Genomic DNA, 22,577 nt, shown 5'->3' on the forward strand with positions numbered 1-22,577 from the left:
CCTCTTAAAATTTAATATGTTTTTTTATTTTACTTATATTATTAATTTTAATCCCTTGTTTTCTCAATTGACCTTTATTATTCCATTTGATAACAATGTTTTCTCTGTCTTTGAAAATTAAATGTCCTATAAATTTCATTTTTTTATTTACAGAAGTTAATAATTGTACTTCAATGAATTCATTTAATAATTGATCTAATTCTTCAATTTCATATTCCGTTTTTTTACCTTTAGTGGAAACTGATAAATAATCAAAATTCAAATTAGAAGAATAATTTAAATCTAAAAATATATTAATTTCAGAAGTAAATTGTTCTACTGTCAAATAATCATTTGTATCAAGAATTACATCCAGTAATAACATATTATCTTGTCTTATAATTTTGCAACTATAAATAATTTCACCAAATTTTTCTTTTAGAATTAAGAATCAGTTCATTATACTCCTTATAAAACGAAAGAGTTGCACAACTGCAACTCTTTAAAAAGAGATTGATTAATATATAATATAAGTATATACAAAAATAAATGAATTAATATTTTTTTATATGTTTTTTTATATGTTTAACAGTAAAATAATTACTTAAATATTCATTAAAATAACTGATTTTAAAATTATCAAATTCAAATTGTTTTAAATTGTTTGTATTTAAATTAGTAAACAAATAAGAATTTTCAAATTTATTATTTAAAATTAAATAAATTTCATTATGTTTTTTGTTCAATGAACATATTACATCATTAAATGTTTTTGATTTAGTTAAAAATGGTAATGTTTCTCAAAGCAGTGTTTTTTTAAATTTTCAAATTTGTTGATAAGTTGAATCAATAATTAAATGAAAAATAAAAGTAAATTTACCATCTTTATAATAGGCTAAATGTTTAAAATCATTTTTTGTAATTTTAGATATAAATAAATTTGAATATTTATTTTTTAAATACAAAAAATCCTTTCAATATAAAGAAAAATATAAATTATGTTCACTTATAAATTTACTCGATTGAATGATTGAATAAGAATAAGGACTTAAATATAAATTAATTTTTTCTTTTTGACATATATTAATTAATTTTATAACATAATTTTGAATTTGTGTATTCTTCATCTTTCATCTATTAATTATATAAAGAATGTCTTATTTCATAATATAATTAACATAATTGTTTAGGAGGAAAATTATGGCTAGAAAAGAAACATTTTTTGAACGTTTAACGAAAAAAAACGCCGCCCATTTAGAAGAACAAACTATTATTAAAAAACCAAAAAGAAAAAGTAAAACGATTATCATTTTAAGCTCTATACTTACGACAATAGCAATTGTTGGTATAACTGTTCCTTTGGCTGTTACTGGTTCAATAACTAAAACTAATGATCCATTAGGTAAAAATCAAAATGTATATACTTTTGTTTCGCCTGAAAATAAAACTTCAATCGGTTTTAACATAGGCGAAATTGAAACATTTAATGAATCAAACAACACTAATAATTTTCAACAACAATTAAGTGAACTAAATAAACAAATTATTTATTATCTTTATAACCAAGAAGTTGAAGCATCTAAAGAATATGAAGAATTATATAATTCATCATTAAAACAAGGTGAAAATAAAAAAGATGATTTACGTCTAAAAACAATTGATGAATTAAAAGAACAATATTCAAACGAATTAGAAGATACAAGACAAAATTTAATTAAACGTTATGGTTTTGCTAATTGAGAAACTCAATATAATCAAGTTTTAATTAATAATTATGATAATGCTACCAATACAGAAGAAGCCATTAATAATGCTGTTTTTAAACATATTAAAAACGATGCACTAAGACGTTTTAGATTATCAACAATTTCTATTAAAGATTTGATTGAAAGAACAGCTAACACTGATATTAAAATAGGCAATAAAAATATTAAAAAAGGTGAAAAGGTTTTTGATTGATTAAAACAAATTACTGACAATAATTTTGAAGGTAATTACTTTAAAATTAATAATGAATATATTTCTTTTATGACAGAAAGTTTTATTCCTTCTAAAAAAGATGCTAAATCTTTTATTGAATATTATTTAAAAAATGATAATCCATATTTATTTTCTCAATTTACGCTTCCAGGTATTGCAAAAGTTAAAAACACTGATAATTGAACAGTTGATAAGAATTCATTAAAAACGCTTTTATTCGCTTGACCAATTAACAATAATGAAGAAAATGAATTTAAATTTAGTTATCAAAAAGTTCAAGAAATGTTTAAACCATTTAATCAATATGCAAATATCTTAACTTTATCTACTAATAATAATTTACCAACAGAAGCTAAAGTTTATAATGATTTATTACAAAAATTATCACTTGATGATAATACTATAAAACAAAATTTTGGTACTTCAGGAATTGTATCACTATCAACATTATTTAATGATAATGATGATGCTTTAAAGGCATTTCTTTCAATTAAAGATATTATTTTGGGAAACACTGAAATAAAAGAAATTGATTTATTTGCTTTGTTTGACACAATTCAAGAAACAATTACTAAAGAATTTAATATATTAAAACCAGACTTTTCTAATGCTAAAACTTTCGATCAAAAGAAAGAACAAATTACTAAATACAATTCTGCGCTACAAAATATTTTTGACAAAGCCAATGAAAATACTAAAGAAGGCTTATATGATCAAAAATATTCAGAATTAATAACTCCTCTTTTCGAAAAAACTTTTAATATTGGAAAAGAAAAAGAAGGTAACAAACAATTATTTACTTTTTATAAATTAAAAAATACTAATTATTATCTCTTATTAACAACTAAAGGTATTTCAATAATAGATATACAAAATTTATTTTCAGATCAAACTAACTTAAATAAACAGATAAATTTATTTATACAAATGATTAAAAATGATTACATTTTAAACAATAAATATAACAATTTAACCGGAGTAAAATATAATACTTTAAACGTAATTAATCAATCTTTAACTAATGAAAATTATATTAATTCTGTTTTATTAAATGATGATGAGTTTATTAATTATTTACAAACAAAAATAAATATTTTTCACCCACAATATAATTCTCTTAATGGTCAGCAGAATCCAAAATATAGCATAGATGATATAAATTTATTAAAAGAAAATAATCTTAAAACCTTAAATGCAAAGAATTATGAAACATCTTTAACTATTACAGAAAATATTAGCAAATGAATGAAAACAAGAGCACAAAATGGTGCTGATGAATATTTTGAATTAAAAAATAATAAAATCTACTTTACATATAATAATGATAATTATAATCAAACTGCTGAACAAAAATTAAATACTAAATTTTTAGAGTTATTAAAAATTTTTCAAAATAGATAAAGGAGGCCAATCGATGAAAATAAATTGAAAAAAAATATTTTTATTCTCTTCTGTTTTTTCATTACCTTTAATAACTTTTTCATGTATTAAAACTGTTGATTCAGTAAGTAAAATAAAACAAGATAGAATATTAAGTGATAAAATTACATTACAAAAAATAGAACAAGATTGATTAAATTTGACTATTGCGCATTTATATAATATTGATTTGACTATAAATGATTGGGAAAATGAATTAAAAAATAATTTACAAAAAATTTCAGAGGAACTTTTTAATGATGCCTATAAAGCATTCCAAATTTACTCAGAAGATAAACTAAATAATGATAGTAATTTTTTCATTAAACATAACATTGAATTAATTAAACAAACCAATATTTTTAACGAAAAAACTCAAAAAGAATTTAACATTTTAAATCAAAAAACTGTACCAGGAGAAATACCTAATCAAGAAATTTTTAATATTTATTGAGCTAATATTCAAAGTAATATAAGAAATGAAATAAGTAAAATGTTATTAGTTTATAAATATTTAACAATTAATAATGAAAATCAAATAAGTAAAATTGATACAACTTTTAAAAAAGATAATACTTTAGAGGTTAGTTTAGATGCTTATTTCTTAAATAAATATGCATTAGATAAAAAAATAGCTCAAATTTGACAAAAAAATCAATCGCAAGCTATTAGTGATGATGATTTCTTTTTACAAGGATTTGGTTTAATAGCTAATTCAAACGATTTTAACAATTTTTTAAAAAATACTGAAGAATTTAACAAAATGTTATCGGAAAACAGCCTTCAAAAATTAACAAATAATATTTATGATATTGAATTAAGGGGTTATTCTGGTTTTAAAGAAAATATAACTAATTATAATTTACTCTGATCATATGAAGATTTATCCAAAATTAATTTAAATGAAGGTGTAACATATAATTTATCTGGTTTTTATAATCCTGTTACTAAAAAATTAATTCCTAATATAAATGCCGAAAATCCTTATTCCCCATACCAAAATGAAACTGACACTGCAAACAAAGCAATAATAGTTTATCTCAACCAAATAACACCTATTGCTGAAAGTGAAAAAACAACATTGGTAAAGGCTACAAATAATCAGGAAACTGAAGACAAAATTTTATTATCTTTCAAAAATACACCTTATGCTCAAAAAATGGATATTTTAAGTTATATTTTTTCTACTATTGATAATTCTCTCTATACTAAGGCTCAAGAAGCTTTTAGCAAGTTAGGTTATAAAATTAAGTTAAATAAAAATATTAATTCAACCTTAACAGAAAATATCAAAGAAAAAGTTTTTATTGAGGTGGAATAAAAATGGAAAAAAGTATTTTTAGTAAAATAATTGATCGTGAAATAGAATCGAAAATACTATATGAAGATGATATTTGTATAGCTATTTATGATGCTTTTCCATTTAGAGAAGGCCATTTTTTAGTTATCCCAAAAAAACCTAGTAAAAATATTACTGAAATGGATGATGAAACTACAAAACATCTTTTTGTAATTGTTAAAAAATTAGCAAAAGAGCATATTTTGGATAAAAATATTCCTGGTTTTAAAATATTAATTAATACTAATGAAATAGCGGATCAAACAGTTTTTCATACTCATGTTCATGTTATTCCAGTTAAAGAAAAAATAAAACCAATGGAATAAAATAAATAAAAAATATCTTTAATTAAAGATATTTTTTATTTACCAAATTTTACACTTTCTATATTTTCTTTAGTTGGATTTTTTACAACATAAGTACCTGCTACGCACGCATCTGCTCCTGCTTTAAAACATTGTGGACCTGTTATATTGTTTATACCACCATCAACTTGAATTAAATAAGTATAATTATTTTCTAGTCTTAATTGTTTTAATTCTTTAATTTTATTAATAGAATCATCAATAAATTTTTGTCCTCCTGCTCCTGGTTCTACGGACATAACTAATAATAGTCTTAAATAAGGTAAAAATTTTTTTATTTCACTTACTGGAGTTTTAGGTTTAATAGCCATTCCTAAACTTAAATTATGTATATTGTTTATCAAATATTCCAATAAAATTTCTTTATCTTTTACAGCTTCGTAATGAAAAGTTAGAATATCTCCAACGTTCTTATAACTTTCTATAATATCTAAAGGATCTTCAATCATTAAATGTATATCTTTAAAGTGTTGAGAAGCATTAGAATTAATATTTTCTAATTCATGAAATTCAATAGCTGTATTAGGAACAAATTGTCCGTCCATAACATCATAATGTATTCAAGTAACACCTTGTGATAAAAGTGTTTTTACCATATTTAATCTTTCTTCAGGATTAACATTTAATATTGAGGGAGTTACATATTTATTATTTTTCATTTTTTATTATCTCCATTAGTAATTTTACATAATTATCATATCTAAATTGAGGAATCAATTTATTAATATTTAATTTAATATTACAAAAATTTTCGGGTTCGTTATAATGCAAACATCATTTAAATTTGCATTTTTTAGATAATTCTCTAAATTGTTTAAATGATTTTGATAATTCTTCTTGAGTCATTTTAATGTCTAAAGCTGAAAAACCAGGAGTATCTATTAATTTACCTTCGTAAATATCATAAATTTTAGTTATTCTTGTGGTATGTTTGCCTCTATTAGCTTTTTTACTTATTTCTTGTGTTTCTAGGTTTAAATTTAAAATTTTATTAATAATAGTAGTTTTGCCAACACCACTTTGACCCATAAAAGAACAAGTATTGCTTTTAAAAATTGTTTTAATCATCTCTAAATCATTATTTTCAAAATTGTTTAATAAATAAACTCGATAGCCTAAATTTATATAATTATCAATTTCATCAGTTCAACCCAAATCTTTTTTAGTAAAAAAAAGAATAGGTTCAATATTTTTGTTTTCAATTAAAGCTAAATATTTATCAACTAAAAAAGAATTAAAATCTGGGTTTTTTATTGACATTACAACTATTATATGATCAATATTGGCCACTTTAGGTCTTATAAAACTATTTTTTCGTTCATAAATATTTCAAATATGTTTATTTTCTACAAAATCTACATAATCACCAACCAAAGGTATAACACCTAAATACCTGAATGTGCCAGCAGCAGGCAAAAGATGAAAATTATTATTTTCATCTTTTATTGTATATTTACCTGCGTTTATTGAATAAATTTGACCTCTCATTTACACCGCCGTTGCAATTATTATAATTGTTAAAATCATTATAAAAAACGTTATTATTAAACTTATTCATAAAAACTTTTTAGAATTTAAAATATCAGAAAATGATCTTTTTATTCTAATTTTTTTATAATCTAAAGGTTTTTCATTATATCTTTCTATATTTAAACAAGTTTTTAAATCTTTCGCAAGATTTGTCATATTTAAGTATCTTTTATTTGGGTCTTTAGCTGTTGCTCTAATAATTATGTTAATCATTGCTTGGGGAATATTAAGAATTTTAGCTAAATTAGGTAAAGAAGCAAATTTATGTTTATTAATAGTTTCTTCGTAAGTTGCGCCTTTAAAAGGATACTCCATAGTTAACATTTCATATATTAAAACGCCTAAAGCATATATATCACTTTGTCTAGTAGGAACTGATTTTGCAACACAAATTTCAGGAGCCATATAATAAATTGAACCTACTAATTTGGTTTCCTGTGTAAATCTTTGACTCTCATCGGTTAAAGCTAGTCCAAAATCAATTATTTTTATATTTTTATCTTTAGTTATCATTATATTGTTACTTTTTATATCACGATGAATTATTCCACATGTATGTAATTCTTGTAAACCTTCAGCAATTTGAATAGCATAATTTCTTACAATTTTAGGATTAATTTTACCTTCTGCTAAACGATTTTTTAAACTAACTCCATCAACAAATTCCATCACTATATATTGTTCTTTTTCATCAAAAAAAGACTCAATATATCTTGCTACATAATTGGATTTAATTTTTTTATAAATTTTTATTTCTTGTTCAAAACGTTTTTTATTTTGTTCATAATTACTAGTGTCACTATTAAAAGCATATTTTAAGGCATAAAAAGTATCACTTTTATCATCTAATTCTTGAATTTTATAAACTTTTGAAAAACCGCCAGAATCAATTTCACTAATAACTTTGTATTTTTTGTAAATGTTACTATCGTTTAAAATTTCAAAAGCCATTTTTACTCCAAATCAATTATGCCTATTGTTAAATTATCATCAGAAAAATTATTTATGGCCTCATTAATCATTAATTCACAAATCATTTCTGGTTCTTTATTTAAATTTAAAATAGTTTCCATCATGGAATGATTTAAAAATGAATGAATACCATCGGAAGTAGCTATTATTTTTTTTATTAAATGGATACTTTCTCCTAAATCAAAAATTTCCATTTTAGTTTTTTTTGTTGGTCCTAAAGCAGATGTTAATGCTCTTCAACGAGGAAATTTTTTTGCTTCAGTTATTTTATAATTATCTTCATAAATTAACTTATTTAAAATATTATGATCTTTGGTAATTTGTTCTAAAATACCATTATTTTTAAGTGCGTAAATTCTAGAATCACCGATATTAAAAACTATAAAAATATTTTCTTCATTATTAAATAAAACACCTGTTAAAGTCGTGCCCATATCTAATTTAGCTTCATCATTATTAGCTATTTTTTTCATTTCATTTTTAACATTTTTAATAGTATTACTCAATCAGGAGATTAAATTATTCTTTTCTATTATTAAAGGAAACAATTTATAAAAAGCATCCTTAAAAACATTTAAAGTAATTGTAGAAGCTAATGAACCACCAAAATGCCCACCCATGCCATCACATAAAATCATTAAAATAAAATTATTATTAGTGAATATATCAATACAATCTTGATTTTCTAATCTTTTTATTCCTATATTAGTTAATTTCGCTGTTTGCATCGTTAATTTCTTTAAGTATTAAATTTCTAATTTCTAAAGCTGCTCGTTCTGGTATATCATTAATTATTTGATTTTTAAAGTATTTTTTTTCTTCTAATTCTTCTCTTGCTTTTAACAAACGAGATTCGATAGCTTCGTTAGTTTCTGTATTTCTATTTCAAATACGGCTTTTTAAATCTTCAAACGATGGAGGGGAAACAAAAAAAGTTATAATATTGTATTTTTTTTCTATATTTGGAATGGCTAAAATTTGTTTAGCTCCGTGAGTTTCAATTTCTAAAAATGGAATATTATTTGCATTATGTATTCTTTCAATTTCAGAATAAAGAGTGCCATAAAAATTATCAAAATGAAAACTATATTCTAATAATTCATTTTTATTAATTTTTTCTTTAAAATTATCCTTGCTTATAAAAAAATAATTTACTCCGTCAATTTCACCTTGTCTAGGTTTTCTTGTTGTTGCTGATACTGAAAATGCTAATCTTAAATCATCATACTTAAATAAAAAATTTTCAATTGTTCCTTTACCCACTCCTGAAGGTCCAGTAAAAATAACAATTGGTTTTAATTTTTTATGCATCTTGCCCCCGAGTTATGAATAATATTTTATTAATTATAAAATATTTAATTAAAATTAATATACATTTATAATTAGTATAGTATATATAATTATATTATTAATTCAGGAGGATAAATGACTGCTATAACTATTATTTTAGTCTTACTAGGTTTAGTTATTATTATTGTTTCATTATTAATGTCCCCTGAATCTAACGCTTTTTCTGGTGCATTAGTTGAATCTGGTGATTTAGAATTGTTTAAAACCTCTAAAGAAAGAGGTATTAAAAAAGTTCTTAAATATACAATGCTTATTGGTGGAATTTTTTTAATTGTATTCACTATCGCTTTAAGAATCTTGATGCAATAAAGAAAAATTTTCTTTATTGTTTTTTTATTTATAATCATCAACGAAAGGACATAATAAATAAAATGTTAGATAAAATTGCTATTTACAAATTAATAGTTAAATATTCTCCTATTAGTTTTATTGAACTAGCTAAAAAAGCACATATCAAAATAATAGATAATAAAAATTTAACTAAATTACTTAATGATTGAATTAAAGAAAATAAATTAATTATTACTAGTAAAGGTAATTATATACCAATTAAACATATTAAAACTGTTGTTGGAGAATTAAAATATGTTAATGAAGGCAAATTTGCTTTTGTTGATATTTTTAATGAGAACAATGAAGTTATTGAAAGTATTTTTGTATCTAAAAATGATTTTAATAATGCTTTACCAAATGATACTGTACAAGTATCAGTTTATCAATATTTTAATGATGAAAAAAAATATGGAAAAGTGGAAAAAATTATTAATGTTCAAACAAAATATTTAACTGGAATAATTAATTTTTCTAAAAATAGATTTCTTTTTGAGCCTATAAATAAGATGTATTCAATGTTTTCTTTTCAATTTAAACAAAATAATTTAGTAATTAATGAACAAGATATAATAAAAGCACAAATAGTTAAAAAAAATAAAAATATTTTGATCATTGAACCAATAAAAATTATTTCAAACTCAAAAGACCCTATGGCTTTTGTAGAAGCATATAATAACGAAAATAATGTTCCAAATACTTTTCCTGAAGAAGTTTTATTACATAGTCAACTTATTGATGATGAAATAGATATAAAAGATTTAAAAAATAGAGTTGATTTAAGAGATAAACTAATAGTTACGATTGATGGAGAAAATACAAAAGATTTTGACGATGCAATAAGTGTTAAAAAAATTAATGACAATTTATTTGAATTAAATGTTCATATTGCTGATGTAGCATATTATGTTAAAGAAAATGATCCTATTGATAATGAAGCACTTAAAAGAGGCACTTCAATTTATTTAGTAAATAAAGTTATACCTATGTTACCTGAGAAATTATCAAATGGTATTTGCTCATTAAATCCTAATGTTGATAGATATACTTTAACTGTATCAATGCAAATTAATAAATCAGGACAAACTATAGATAAAAAAATATTTGCTTCAGTAATAAATTCTAAATATAGATTAACATATCAAAAGGTTAATGATTATTTAAATAAAAATATATTATTCGAAGATAAACAACTTAATTTAATGTTAAATGAAGCCATAGAATTATCAAAAATACTTACTGAATATAAAAAAGAACAAGGTTATATTGATTTAGAAATTAATGAACCAATAATAAAAACTGATGAAAATGGCAAAGTAATTGATATTTGTATAAAAAATTCAGGCTTTTCTGAAACAATGATAGAAAATTTTATGGTTAAGGCTAATGAAGCAGTTGCTGAATATTTAACAGATTTAAAAATTCCTTTTTTATATAGAATTCACGATCAACCTAATGAAGAAAAAATATTATATTTTGAAAATGTTTTAGATCAATTAAATATTAACTATAGTATTGATAAAAATAATATTACTCCACTTAATTTTCAAAATATTATTGAAAATATTAAAAAACAAAGAAACGATGAATTTATTAAAACATTATTTTTAAGAACTATGTCTAAGGCTATTTATTCAAAAGATAACATAGGACATTTTGGTTTAGCAAATAAATTTTATTGTCATTTTACTAGTCCAATCAGAAGATATCCTGATTTAATTGTCCATCGAGCATTACGTGAAATAGTGTTTCAAAATAATATTGATAAAAATGAATATCTAAAAAAATTAGATTCAATTGCTAAATTAAATAATGATTCTGAAAAATTTGCACTTGAAACTGAAAGAAATACAAATGATTTAAAATTTGCTGAATACTGAGAAAATAAAATAGGTCAAATTCATGTTGGACAAGTAATTTCTTTAATGCCATTCGGTATATTTGTTCAATTTGAAAACAAAACTGATGCAATGATTCATATAACTAATATGTGTGATAACGAATATAAATTAAATGATAATAAAACTGAATTTGTATCGCAAAATAGAAAAATAAAATTAGGTGATTATGTAAAAGTAATCATTAGTTCAGCGGATAAAAAAACTGGTAAAATAGATGGTATTCTTTTTGAATGTCAAATGATAAGGACGAAAAATAATGAATAAAGATAAATTAATAAAAAATTCTTTAGGTTTTGATTCAGATTTATTTATTTACCAAGATAAAGAAATGTTTAATTATTCAGTTGATACCATCTTACTTGCTAATTTTGTTTTTATTAATCAAAAAATAAAAAATATTTTAGAAATAGGTACTAATAATGCTGCGTTAGCAATTTTTTTATCTGAAAGAGATGACAAATTAAAAATAGATGCTTTAGAAATACAAACAAAAGCAGTAGATATAGCAAAAATTAACATTGATTTAAATAAAAAAAATAATCAAATTAAACTAATAAATGATGATTTTAATGATTTTTGAAGAAAAAAAAGTAAATTAAATGATTATAAATATCATTCAATAGTATGTAATCCTCCTTTTTATCCTATTTCAAAAATTAAATTGGGAAAGAAAATTAGTCAGGAAAAATTAATTGCAACACATGAAATAAAATTAAATTTAGAACAAATTATTCAAGGATCATCAAAAATAATTGAACAAAAAGGATATTTGACAATGGTAATACCTGTTGAAAGATTAGTTGATTGTTTTTGTTTAATGAGAAAATACCATTTTGAACCTAAAAGAACACAATTTATTATTCCTAGAATTAATGATAAACCTAAATTAGTTTTAATTGAAGCGAGATATCAAGCTGGTTGAGGCATTCATTTTTTACCTAATTTATATTTACATGATTCTGATAATAAAGATTTACATGAATATAGAAATGAAATTAAAAAATTATATAAACCTATAAAAAGAAAGGAAAATGATGAATAAAAAAACTTTTTATATCACAACTCCTATTTATTATGCATCTGGACCTTTGCATATAGGCCATTTATATTGTACAATTTTAGCTTGAACAATAGCCAATTACAAAAGAACACAAGATTATGACGTTAAATTTTTAACCGGTAGTGATGAACATGGTCAAAAAATTGCAACAAAAGCTGCTCAATCTAATCAAGAACCAAAAATTTTTGTAGATAATTTAGTTACTTCCTATAAACAAATGTGAAAAGATTGAAATATAGAATATGATTTTTTTTCTAGAACAACTAATAAAAAACATGAAAAATTAGTCAAAAATGTTTTTTCTTGAATGTTAAAAAATAATTATATATACAAAGCAAAATATGAAGGTTTATATTCAATAAATGATGAAGAGTATTTAGCAAAAAATCAAGCTGATTATAAAGATGGTGAATATTATCATCCTGTTTCAGGTCATAAATTAATTAAAATGAGTGAAGATAGTTACTTTTTTAATATGAAAAAAATGCAAAATTGATGAATGCAATATATTAAAGATAATCCTAATTTTTTAAAACCACAAAAAATTGTGAATGAATTAATCAATAATTTTATTAGCGAAGGATTAGATGATTTATCTATAACTAGAACAAATGTTAAATGAGCAGTATCAATTAATGAAGAGCCAGAACATACTTTATATGTATGATTAGATGCTTTATTTAATTATATAAGTGCTTTAGGATATGATCTTGATAACCCAGATGAAAATTATTTAAAATATTGAAAAAATGGAGACGAAATAGTACATATTTTAGGAAAAGAAATTGCTCGTTTTCACTTTATTTACTGACCAATATTTCTCGAATCTATGCAATTAAAACAACCAACACATATTATTAGTCATGGATTATTAAGAGATAAAAATGGCAGAAAAATGTCAAAATCATTAAATAATGTTATAGCTCCTGAATATTTATTAAATAAATATCATGATGAGTTAATTAAATATTATTTTACAAGCCAAATAATATTTGGTGAAGATGGCAATTTTAGTGAAGAACATCTCATTAAAATAATAAATTCTGATTTAGTTAATAATTATGGTAATTTGATTTCTCGTACTATTAAAATGGTTAATAATAGTTTTGTTAATGGAATGATTTATATTAATTCAGATGACAAATTAAACCAAGAATTAGATAATAAATTATTAGAATTTGATTCTTTATTTACTAGTTTAATGAATAATTATAAGATTGATAAAGCTTTAAAAGAAGCAATCAATTTAAGTGACTATTTAAATAAATATATCGATAAAACACAACCTTGAACTTTAACTAATGAATTAGATAAATTAGAACAAATTTTAATAAGATTATTAAATGGAATTTATACTGTTTCATACGCTTTACAAATTTGTATGCCTAGAAAAATGCAAGAAGTAGCTGAAATTTTAAATTGTTCTTCATTTAAAAAAGAAGAATTAAATGATTTTACTAAATTTAATCTGAAAAAAATAGAATCTAAATATTTATTTTTAAATAGAATTAAATAGGAGAAATATGATTTGTGTAGTATATAAAGAATTAAAAATTAATGTAGAAAAGAAAAAAGAATTTCAACAAAATATTTTAAGTGCTATTTATGAACATAAAAAGCAAGAATTAAATCTTTCAATAGATGGTTTTTGGAAAGATTTACATACTTTTGTGATTATAGAAAGATGAAGCACAAAAGATGATTATGAAAAATTTGTTGCTTCTGAAATTTATAAAAATGTAAATAAATCTATTATCCAATATACTATAAATAAACCTTATGTAAAAAAATATGAAACTTCAATTTAATTTAATAAATAAAAAAACAGAATTTGATAATGAATAAATCCAAAAGCTATATATAAATAACTTTGGAAAATCATTATAATTATTCTGTTTTTTTACTATTTTCTTCTATACTTATATTATTTATTATAGTTTGTGATTCTGTTATTAATTCATCTAAAGTATAGTCGTTTTTTATTATTTCTTTTTCTTCTTCTTTTTTAGGTAATTTTAGATTTTTGGCTATATATTCAATTTCTTCTGCAACAATTGTTTCTTTATCTAATAAAGCTGTTTTAATAAGTTCTAACAATTCTTTATTTGCTTTTATAACTTCCATAGCTTTATTTTCAGCTTCTAACATTATTTTTCTTACTTCTATATCTATTTCATGACCTATTTGTGCTGAAAAACCAGATGATTTTAAATAATCTCTTCCTAAAAAAGGTGATCCCTCATCTTTTTCAAATTGTATTGGTCCTAAATTAGACATACCTCATTCAGTAACCATTTTTCTTGCTATTTTAGTTGCTTTAGAAATATCATCACTTGCACCTGTGGAAACATTATCATCACCATAAATAATTCTTTCCGCTGCTCTACCGCCCATAAAACTTGTTATCATAGCTATAAGTTCTGTTTTAGACATATTGTATTTTTCTTCTTCTGGTGTCATTAAATTATATCCGCCAGCTTGACCTCTTGGAATAATAGTAATTTTTTGTACTTTATTCCCTCCTGGTATTTTAATACCTACAACAGCATGACCTGCTTCGTGATAAGCAATCATAGTTAATTCTTCTTTTGTAATTACTCTATTTTTTTTGGCAGGTCCAGACATTACTCTATCAATTGCTTCATCAATATCATCTAATTGAATAATATCTTTATTGTTTCTAACAGCTAAAAGTGAAGCTTCATTTATAACATTTTCCAATTGTGCACCAGAAAAACCAGGAGTTCTTTTAGCCACTTGAGCTAAATTAATATTTGGTGCTAAACGTTTGCCTTTTGCATGTAATTGTAAAATTTCTTGTCTTTCTTTTACATCAGGTAAACCTACAGTTATAGTTCTATCAAAACGACCTGGTCTTGTTAATGCAGGATCTAAAACATCTGTTCTATTTGTTGCGGCGAAAAATAATATACCATTATTTTCCTTCATTCCGTCCATTTCAACTAATAATTGATTAAGTGTTTGTTCACGTTCATCATGTCCGCCACCCAATCCTGCGCCTCTAGTTCTACCTATTGCATCTAATTCATCTATAAAAATAATTGCTGGGGCATTTTTTCTCGCCTCTTCTACAACACTTCTTACTCTTTTTGCACCTAATCCAACAAACATTTCAACAAAATTTGAAGCTGAAATAAAATAAAATGGTACATTAGCTTCGCCTGCTGTTGCTTTAGCTAATAATGTTTTACCCGTTCCTGGAGGCCCACCTAACAGTACTCCATGAGGCATTCTTGCTCCTGCATTTTGATATTTTTTAGGGTTTTTTAAATAATCTACTATTTCTTCTATTTCTTCAATTGCTTCTTTATTACCAGCTATATCTTTAAAAGTTTTATCACTTTTAATTTTTTGAGCTGGATTTTTTTCTTCTCCTACTACACCACCCATCATGTTCATACTTTTTTTCATCATTGATCTATAAAGTAATCACATTAAAACAAAGAATATTAAAGTTGGAAGTAATGAAAATAATAAACTTTGTCAAATTGATGTTTCTTTATAAGGTAAAATAGTGAAATTAATTTGAGAAACTGTACCATTACTTAAAGTAGAAGCCATATTTAAAACTTTAAAGTATGATGTTGTTGTTGGCAAATTAAGCAATTCAGCTACACTTTGATTTTGTCCTATCAATGTCCAATCATTTATAGAATTATTTGTAGAACCAATTAAATTAGAAAATAATTGACCTACATAAGCAACTTTTGTAACTGGAATTTGCCCTTCTCCTACAAGTGTATATTTTATTGTTCCTAAATGTCAATCAACAGTAACATTTTGAAAATAAATATTATCATTAGTACTTTGAATAGCATTATAAAAATCTGCATCAAATATATTTCTGTTTACTATTGTTTCAGAATTATTTTGTCTAACAATAAAATATACTACTATTGCAATAATTGCACTAAGTAATAAAATCATAAATAATAATGAATTTTTTTTCCTCAAAGCAAAATCCTCCTTTGAATCATTTATTTTATAATTAATATTAATTATAAACAATAATTAATTTTAAAAAATTTAAAAGATTAGTTAAAAATTAATTTACCTTTAACTTTATATAAATAATTTTTATTATCAATTTTATAATTACTTGTTCTATTTTGTGATTCTATAAATTGAATTATTGATACTATTTTTTTGCTTGAAATTTTTAAATTTGTGAATTTTGTATTAAGTAACTTAAAAATTAAATTTTTTTTAAAAAATAAATTAACAAAAACATTTTGGTCAAAACTTGTTCTTTCTCAAATTAAATATTCTTTGTCTATTTTTTTTTGTGTTTTAATATTTATTTTATTTTTCTTTTTAATTATTTTTATTAATTTATTTTTTTCTTTATCTAATTTGTCTAAATAATTAACTCTTGTTATGTTTCTTGTAAATATTGTTTGATAATTTGTATAATCCAAAGCAAAATCTATATTCTTCTTAGCACATATTTGCATTATTTGATTTTTAAAATATTTTTTAATAAAAGGTCTACATATTAACATTTCTTTGTAAAAACTTTTAGTTTTTATTCCATAAAATAATGGTTTTCTATTAGATTCTTTTTGAATTGTGAAAGTTTCTAAAAAATCGTCTTTATGGTGAGCTAAGAATAAACAATCTATATTATTTTCAAAATAGATTTTCCTAAAAAAATCGTACCTATCATTTCTTGCTTGATTTTCAAAATTTCCTATTTTATAGTTTAAATCTTCTTTATAAAAAATATTTTTAACAAATAAAGAAATATTTTTTTTGTTACAAAATTCTCTAACTATTTCAACATCTTTATTTGAATTGTCACGAAAATTATAATTTATGGTGGCTACGTATATTTTTTTATTATTATATTTTTTTAATAATAAATTTAATAGCAACATAGAATCTGGCCCACCACTAACAGCAACTAAAATATTTTTATTTCTTTTTATTAACATTAAATTTTTCCATAACAATTTTTATATCATTAAATGCAAAAGAAAGTGCCGCACCCGCTGCAATTTCAATAATATTTTGCAATTTTTCTAATTCTTCTTTTTTAAAATTTTGCAAAACATAATCTTTTAAAGCTATATTAAAATCTCTTCCAATTCCTATTCTCAAGCGTTTGAAATCATTGTTTGGAAACTTTTTTATTATACTTTCTATGCCGTTGTGACCAGCTGAAGAACCACTTATTTTAATTTGTGCATTTCCAATTTCAAAATCTTTTTCATCATGTATAACCATTATATCTGCAGGATTAATTTTGTAAAATTTGGAAATATTATATATAAACTCTCCTGAATTATTCATAAAAGTTAAAGGTTTAGCAATTAATAAATCATCAACAATTACATATTCACCTTCAAATTTTTCTTTATTAAGAGATAAATTATATTTTTCTAAAATTTTATCTATAACAAAAAAACCAACATTATGTCTAGTATTTTTATATTTACTACCTGGATTACCCAATCCTACTATCATTTTCATTTATTTCTCCTTTTAACAAAAATCCTAAAATTGTAGTTATATGATTCTCCTTTTTATTATGTAAAATACTTCGCGAATAAGTGTGGTATTCTCCTATTAGAACTATTTCTTTAATAGCTCTTGAAGTTGCAGTATATAACATTCTTTTAGTTAACATAAATTCATTTTCACTAAAAATAGGTAAAATTACACAATCTATTTCTGAACCTTGAAATTTATGTACTGTAGTTGCATAAGCTAATTTTAAATTTTCTTTTATTTCATTATCCTCATAAAATATAATTTTATAACCAAAATCTACAGCATATTTATTATCAATTATTTTAAAATTCCCTATTTCTCCATTATAAACATCTTTTTCATAATTATTAACTATTTGTATCACTCTATCATTAATACAAATTATTTTTTTATTATAAAATAATGCATAAGAATTCCTCTTGTATAAATTTTTATTATAATCTTGAATCAATAAATTAATTTCATCAACTAATCTATTTGTAGGAGCTAAAATAGCAACGTTTATTTCATTATATTTATTAACTTTTTCAATATATTTTTCTAAAATTTTAGAAAATTTTAAGTTTTCGTCACTTTCAAAAAAATTTACCTGTTCAGAAGGCAATGCTTCTAATTTATTATTTTGTATTGCACTAAAATGTTTAATTATATTTATATTATCTGTTCTAAAAAAAGTAGATAAATAAGTTGTATTAAAAATTTGTGAATTTATTAATTCACTAAATATATTACCAGGTCCTATGCTAGGTAATTGATTACTATCGCCAACTAATATTATTTTTTCTAAATTAACGCAAGCGTTTAACAAAGAATAAAATAAGTAATTATTTACTAGAGAGAATTCATCAATTATTAAAACTTTAATTTCAGGTCTTTTTATATTTTTTTGTAAGTTTTTTTCTTCAAAATCAAAAAACTTTAAAAAACTATGAATAGTTTTACTATTATGTAAACCTTTATTTACTAAATTATGTATTGTTCTTCCTGTAAGAGAAACAATTTGAATCTCTTTTTCTAATAAATTAAATTTATTTATTAAAGAATAATATATTTCTTTTATTAAAAAAGTTTTTCCTGTACCCGGTGCTCCACTGATTATATTTATATTATTAATGAATGAATTTTTATAAGCTTGATATTGTTCATTTGATCAATTTGTTTTATGATCGACTTGAATATCTTTTTTTAAAGAATTTTTATTTAAAATTTCAAAAAGTCTTTTGTAAATAGTATTTTCAATTTCAAACATTGTTTTTGTTGTTATTTTAGGAGTATTATCTTTAGTTTCGAATATAAATATTTTTTTTTCTTTCAACATTCTGATTAAAATATTATTTATATCTAAATTAAAATTTAATTTATTTTCATAAATTTCTTTAATTTCATTATCTATAAAATAAGTTATTTCAATCAAATCTAAATCAATCAAAGTATTATTGTTATTAAATTTTATGTTTAAAAATGTAAAAATTAAACTTTCTATTAATTTTTCAAATTCTGGCAGTTCTTTATTTTCTATATAAATAGCTGTTAAATATTTTTTAATTTGATAAAAATCTAAATTATTATTTTGTAAATTATATAAATCTAAAATTGTATTCGCATTTATAGTTTTATTAGTTAAATTTTCAAAAATAATTTCTAGTTTTTTATAAAGATTATTAATACCATTCTTTATAAAAAATGTTTTTAAAGTGTCATTTTTAATTTCTTTAATTTTTTCAACTGTTTTAGGGGTTAATAATAAATTGCAATAATTATTTTTTTCTAAATTTTCAAACCAATTTTCACCATATATATCAATTATTTTTTTTAGTCTTTCCTCACCTTTATATGACTTTAAAACAATATTTTTTATTTCTTCAAATTCATTATTAATTGCTTTTAAATTTAATAAAGAAAAACTTTTTCATTCTTGATTATATTTAAATTCAATTTCATATTTAAAATTGATTCTTATTTTTTCATTTTTTATATAAATTAATATTTCTTTTTCATTTTCAGGTTTAAAAAGAGCTAAAGAAAATTTTCATTCAAAATCTTGTCCACCTTTTAAAATTTTTTTAAAAATACCTTTTTTAACTAATAAATTTTGATTATCCATTATTTAATTATATTTACTATTTCAAAAAATAAAAATTTAGCTTTTTATTTTTAGTTTTAAACTTGTTTTCAACACAATAAAAAATTATTATTAACATTGTTATTTAAAAATGACTTTTATCCCTTATTTATAGGTTATTAAACTGTGGAAAAATATGTGGAAAAGTATGTTTTTAAAATGTTTATTATATTATTTTATTCACATTATTTAACTACATAATAATATTATATATATGTCTAATAATAAACTTACAAAAGAAATAATTGATAACTATTCTAATTTATTAAAAGAAAAATTAAATTTTTATAGTGAAGATAAATTATTAAAAAAAACAATATTTAATAATTTAAAAATTTATATTGTAAAAAATAATATTTTATGGCTCGAAACAAATGATGATATAGAAACTGTAAAAGATGTTGTAGAAAAAAATAAAAATTTATTTAATAAAATTATTGTTGAAATTTTTGGTTCTGAAAAAGAAATAAAAATATTAAATAAAAATGATATTAAAAAATATTTTTTAAAAGAAAAAAATAAAAAAGAAAAAGAAATAAAAATTGACGATAATATACAAAAAAAACTAACATTTAATAATTATGTTGTTTCTGATTTTAATAATGAAGCAATAAATATGGCTAAAATAATTATTAATGGTAGAACAGATTTTAATCCAATTTTTATATATGGATCATCAGGTTTAGGAAAAACACATTTATTAAATGCTATAAGTAATGAATTTTTGAATAAAAATAAAACAGTTAAATATATTAATCCTAATGTTTTTATAAGAGAAATGTCAATTATTTTACAGGAAAATGATCAAAATAAATTATTAGAAATAAAAAATCTTTTAAGCAAAGTTGATTTATTAATTTTTGACGATTTTCAAAGTTTAGCAATAGGGAATAAAAGAAAAACAATAAATTCTATATATAGTATTTTAGATACAAGAAAAACTGAAAATAAAATAACTATTGTTGCATCTGATAAATCTATAGAATTATTAAGTAATAGTTTTGAAGATAGACTAATAACAAGATTATCAGAAGGTTTACAAATAGAAATTAAAAAACCAAATCAAAAAGATTTATATAAAGTTACAGAATTTTTAATTGATGATTTAAAAATGAATCATAATAATTGAGATGATGAAGCAATAAAATTTATAACAAGAAATTTTTCAAGCGATATAAGAAAAATTATAGGAGCTTTAAAAAAAGTTTTATTTCATAAAGAAACTATTGATAAAGATTTAAATTCTAAATATACATTAATAACTGTTAAAAATATACTATCAACTATACAAAAAAATAAAAAGAATATTACTCCTGAAACTATTATTGAGTATGTAAGTAAATATTATAAAATTTCTAAAAAAGAAATAATTGGTAAAAATAGAAAAAAAGAAGTTCTTTTAGCTAGAAATATAGCTATATATATAATCAAAGCTGAATTGGAATTATCTTTTGAAAAAATTGGTTCAATATTTGGAAATAGAGATCATTCAACAATAATTAATTCAATTAAAAAAATAAATGAAGAAATAAATAGTAAAGATCCAAATTTAAAACAAACAATTTCAGAAATAAATAATGATATCTATCGCTTAAATTAAGGAGAATAATGCAAATTTCAATAACAAAAAAGATATTTGAAGAAACTATTGACATAGTAAGTAGATATACTGATCCTATTAATAGTTCTTATGGTTTAAGATGTATTTTATTTGAAATAACAAAAGAAAAAATAACGTTAAGTGCAACAAATGGTTTTATAAGTATTGTTAAATCAATTAATGTTGATAATCAAAAAATAAAAGTTATAGAGGAAGGAATATTTTTAATAAATGCAACATTAATAAAAAATGTAATTAGAAAAACTTCAGGAATTATTAATATTGATGATTTAAACGGTAGTATAAATATAGTTACTGATGATGTAAATTACACTTTAGCACCAAACAAAGTTGAAATTTTTAATGGTATCGAAGAATTATTTAATATTAAAAAAATAGAAATAGACACACATAAATTTAAAAAAGCAATTCAATCTGTTTCTTTTGCAACTTCACAAGATGATCATGTTTTGAAATGTATAAATTTTTCATTTAATGATACAAAAATTGAAATAACAGCAACAGATAAATATAGACTTGCAAGATATACATTAGATACTAAAGAAATTTTTACAAACGAATTTGATATTTCAGTATTATCATCTAGTGTAAAAGATCTTATTCCTAATGATTGTCCAAAAGAAGCTTATTTATTTTACAATAGTACTAAATTTGGTATTGAATATAAAAATACAATTATTACTGCTAATTCTTCAGATGTTACATATCCAAAATTAGAATATTTATTTGACACAAAAGAAATTAAAAGTACATTAAAAATTAAAAAAGATGTATTTATGGATTTAATGAATAAAGCTTATGTTATAAGTACTCCTGGTTATAAAAAAATAAGTTTAGCAATAAATAAAAATGAATTAAAAATTTCAGTTTTAATTCTTGAAATCGGAACTTCATTAGTAAAAACAAAAAACTTTGAATTTCAAAGTGAAAAACAAAATGTTTCTTTTGATTTGGATTTTAATTTTATAAAAGAATCACTAAGTGTTTATAGTGATGAAGTAGTATTATTAATAGATGATAAACCTTCAAAAATTTTGATTATTTCAAAATCTAACCAAGAAGCAAAACAAATAATTTCACCGACAAGAGGCTAAA

The 22,577-nt window shown here is 21.7% G+C and carries 21 protein-coding genes; 10 read left to right on the top strand and 11 right to left on the bottom strand.

Annotation, left to right across the window (positions count from 1 at the left end; translation table 4 throughout):
* Window positions 1-4: 4 nt before the first annotated feature.
* Window positions 5-439: a hypothetical protein gene (locus VBM87_RS00310; RefSeq protein ID WP_323176878.1), complete on the bottom strand. Its 435-nt coding sequence runs from the start codon at window positions 437-439 to the stop codon at window positions 5-7.
* Window positions 440-533: 94 nt separating this feature from the next.
* Window positions 534-1,106: a hypothetical protein gene (locus VBM87_RS00315; RefSeq protein WP_323176879.1), complete on the bottom strand. Its 573-nt coding sequence runs from the start codon at window positions 1,104-1,106 to the stop codon at window positions 534-536.
* Between the two features lie 73 nt (window positions 1,107-1,179).
* Here VBM87_RS00315 and VBM87_RS00320 point away from each other — a divergent pair, with 73 nt between their 5' ends.
* From VBM87_RS00320 to hinT, 3 genes are read left to right on the top strand one after another with little or no spacing between them, the layout of a single operon-like run.
* Window positions 1,180-3,360, top strand: coding sequence for a HinT-interacting membrane complex protein P80 (locus tag VBM87_RS00320; RefSeq protein ID WP_323176880.1), 2,181 nt, complete (start codon window positions 1,180-1,182; stop codon window positions 3,358-3,360).
* Between the two features lie 13 nt (window positions 3,361-3,373).
* The gene (locus tag VBM87_RS00325; RefSeq protein WP_323176881.1) at window positions 3,374-4,699 is read left to right on the top strand and encodes a HinT-interacting membrane complex lipoprotein P60; all 1,326 of its coding nucleotides are present in this window, start codon (window positions 3,374-3,376) and stop codon (window positions 4,697-4,699) included.
* 2 nt (window positions 4,700-4,701) lie between these two features.
* On the top strand, window positions 4,702-5,043 hold the full coding sequence (gene hinT, locus VBM87_RS00330) for a histidine triad protein HinT (protein WP_323176882.1): 342 nt from the start codon (window positions 4,702-4,704) through the stop codon (window positions 5,041-5,043).
* Between the two features lie 35 nt (window positions 5,044-5,078).
* Here hinT and VBM87_RS00335 read toward each other — a convergent pair whose 3' ends face one another.
* Genes VBM87_RS00335 through gmk form a run of 5 tightly spaced genes read right to left on the bottom strand, consistent with a single transcriptional unit; the run spans window position 5,079 to window position 8,895 of the window.
* Window positions 5,079-5,741: a ribulose-phosphate 3-epimerase gene (locus tag VBM87_RS00335; protein ID WP_323176883.1), complete on the bottom strand. Its 663-nt coding sequence runs from the start codon at window positions 5,739-5,741 to the stop codon at window positions 5,079-5,081.
* Window positions 5,731-6,570, bottom strand: a complete 840-nt coding sequence (rsgA, locus tag VBM87_RS00340) for a ribosome small subunit-dependent GTPase A (RefSeq protein WP_323176884.1) — start codon at window positions 6,568-6,570, stop codon at window positions 5,731-5,733. The genes VBM87_RS00335 and rsgA overlap by 11 nt, the downstream gene beginning before the upstream one ends.
* On the bottom strand, window positions 6,571-7,563 hold the full coding sequence (locus VBM87_RS00345; RefSeq protein ID WP_323176885.1) for a serine/threonine-protein kinase: 993 nt from the start codon (window positions 7,561-7,563) through the stop codon (window positions 6,571-6,573).
* A 2-nt stretch (window positions 7,564-7,565) separates the two neighbouring features.
* The gene (locus tag VBM87_RS00350; RefSeq protein ID WP_323176886.1) at window positions 7,566-8,312 is read right to left on the bottom strand and encodes a PP2C family protein-serine/threonine phosphatase; all 747 of its coding nucleotides are present in this window, start codon (window positions 8,310-8,312) and stop codon (window positions 7,566-7,568) included.
* Window positions 8,290-8,895 carry a guanylate kinase gene (gmk, locus tag VBM87_RS00355; RefSeq protein WP_323176887.1) on the bottom strand — a complete coding sequence of 202 codons (606 nt, stop codon included), beginning with the start codon at window positions 8,893-8,895 and terminating at the stop codon, window positions 8,290-8,292. Before gmk ends, VBM87_RS00350 begins: the two co-directional genes overlap by 23 nt.
* A gap of 114 nt (window positions 8,896-9,009) precedes the next feature.
* On the opposite strand from gmk, the gene secG reads away from it, so the two are divergent.
* From secG to VBM87_RS00380, 5 genes are all read left to right on the top strand, one after another.
* Window positions 9,010-9,243 (top strand): preprotein translocase subunit SecG, encoded by a 234-nt coding sequence (gene secG / locus VBM87_RS00360; RefSeq protein WP_257075912.1) that lies wholly within the window; start codon window positions 9,010-9,012, stop codon window positions 9,241-9,243.
* Window positions 9,244-9,305: 62 nt separating this feature from the next.
* A complete protein-coding gene (gene rnr / locus VBM87_RS00365; protein ID WP_323176888.1) occupies window positions 9,306-11,429 on the top strand; it encodes a ribonuclease R in 2,124 nt (707 codons plus the stop codon).
* Window positions 11,422-12,207 carry a tRNA1(Val) (adenine(37)-N6)-methyltransferase gene (locus VBM87_RS00370; RefSeq protein WP_323176889.1) on the top strand — a complete coding sequence of 262 codons (786 nt, stop codon included), beginning with the start codon at window positions 11,422-11,424 and terminating at the stop codon, window positions 12,205-12,207. The genes rnr and VBM87_RS00370 overlap by 8 nt, the downstream gene beginning before the upstream one ends.
* Window positions 12,200-13,741 (top strand): methionine--tRNA ligase, encoded by a 1,542-nt coding sequence (gene metG / locus VBM87_RS00375; RefSeq protein WP_323176890.1) that lies wholly within the window; start codon window positions 12,200-12,202, stop codon window positions 13,739-13,741. Before VBM87_RS00370 ends, metG begins: the two co-directional genes overlap by 8 nt.
* Before the next feature lie 7 nt (window positions 13,742-13,748).
* On the top strand, window positions 13,749-14,033 hold the full coding sequence (locus VBM87_RS00380) for a putative quinol monooxygenase (RefSeq protein WP_257075917.1): 285 nt from the start codon (window positions 13,749-13,751) through the stop codon (window positions 14,031-14,033).
* Window positions 14,034-14,112: 79 nt separating this feature from the next.
* On the opposite strand, the gene ftsH is transcribed toward VBM87_RS00380, so the two are convergent.
* The 4 genes from ftsH to VBM87_RS00400 form a co-directional block, all read right to left on the bottom strand.
* Window positions 14,113-16,200, bottom strand: a complete 2,088-nt coding sequence (ftsH, locus tag VBM87_RS00385; RefSeq protein WP_323176891.1) for an ATP-dependent zinc metalloprotease FtsH — start codon at window positions 16,198-16,200, stop codon at window positions 14,113-14,115.
* Window positions 16,201-16,280: 80 nt separating this feature from the next.
* Window positions 16,281-17,180, bottom strand: coding sequence for a tRNA lysidine(34) synthetase TilS (gene tilS, locus VBM87_RS00390; RefSeq protein WP_323176892.1), 900 nt, complete (start codon window positions 17,178-17,180; stop codon window positions 16,281-16,283).
* A complete protein-coding gene (gene pth, locus VBM87_RS00395; protein ID WP_323176893.1) occupies window positions 17,161-17,718 on the bottom strand; it encodes an aminoacyl-tRNA hydrolase in 558 nt (185 codons plus the stop codon). Before pth ends, tilS begins: the two co-directional genes overlap by 20 nt.
* Window positions 17,693-19,843, bottom strand: a complete 2,151-nt coding sequence (locus VBM87_RS00400) for an ATP-dependent DNA helicase (protein ID WP_323176894.1) — start codon at window positions 19,841-19,843, stop codon at window positions 17,693-17,695. The genes pth and VBM87_RS00400 overlap by 26 nt, the downstream gene beginning before the upstream one ends.
* Window positions 19,844-20,075: 232 nt before the next feature.
* On the opposite strand from VBM87_RS00400, the gene dnaA reads away from it, so the two are divergent.
* Both dnaA and VBM87_RS00410 read left to right on the top strand, forming a co-directional pair.
* Window positions 20,076-21,461 carry a chromosomal replication initiator protein DnaA gene (gene dnaA, locus VBM87_RS00405; protein WP_323176895.1) on the top strand — a complete coding sequence of 462 codons (1,386 nt, stop codon included), beginning with the start codon at window positions 20,076-20,078 and terminating at the stop codon, window positions 21,459-21,461.
* A gap of 8 nt (window positions 21,462-21,469) precedes the next feature.
* Window positions 21,470-22,576 carry a DNA polymerase III subunit beta gene (locus VBM87_RS00410; protein ID WP_323176896.1) on the top strand — a complete coding sequence of 369 codons (1,107 nt, stop codon included), beginning with the start codon at window positions 21,470-21,472 and terminating at the stop codon, window positions 22,574-22,576.
* The last annotated feature ends 1 nt before the right edge of the window (window position 22,577 follow it).

The organism is Mycoplasma sp. 744 (assembly GCF_034863305.1).
Classification (GTDB): domain Bacteria; phylum Bacillota_I; class Bacilli_A; order Mycoplasmatales; family Metamycoplasmataceae; genus Mycoplasmopsis.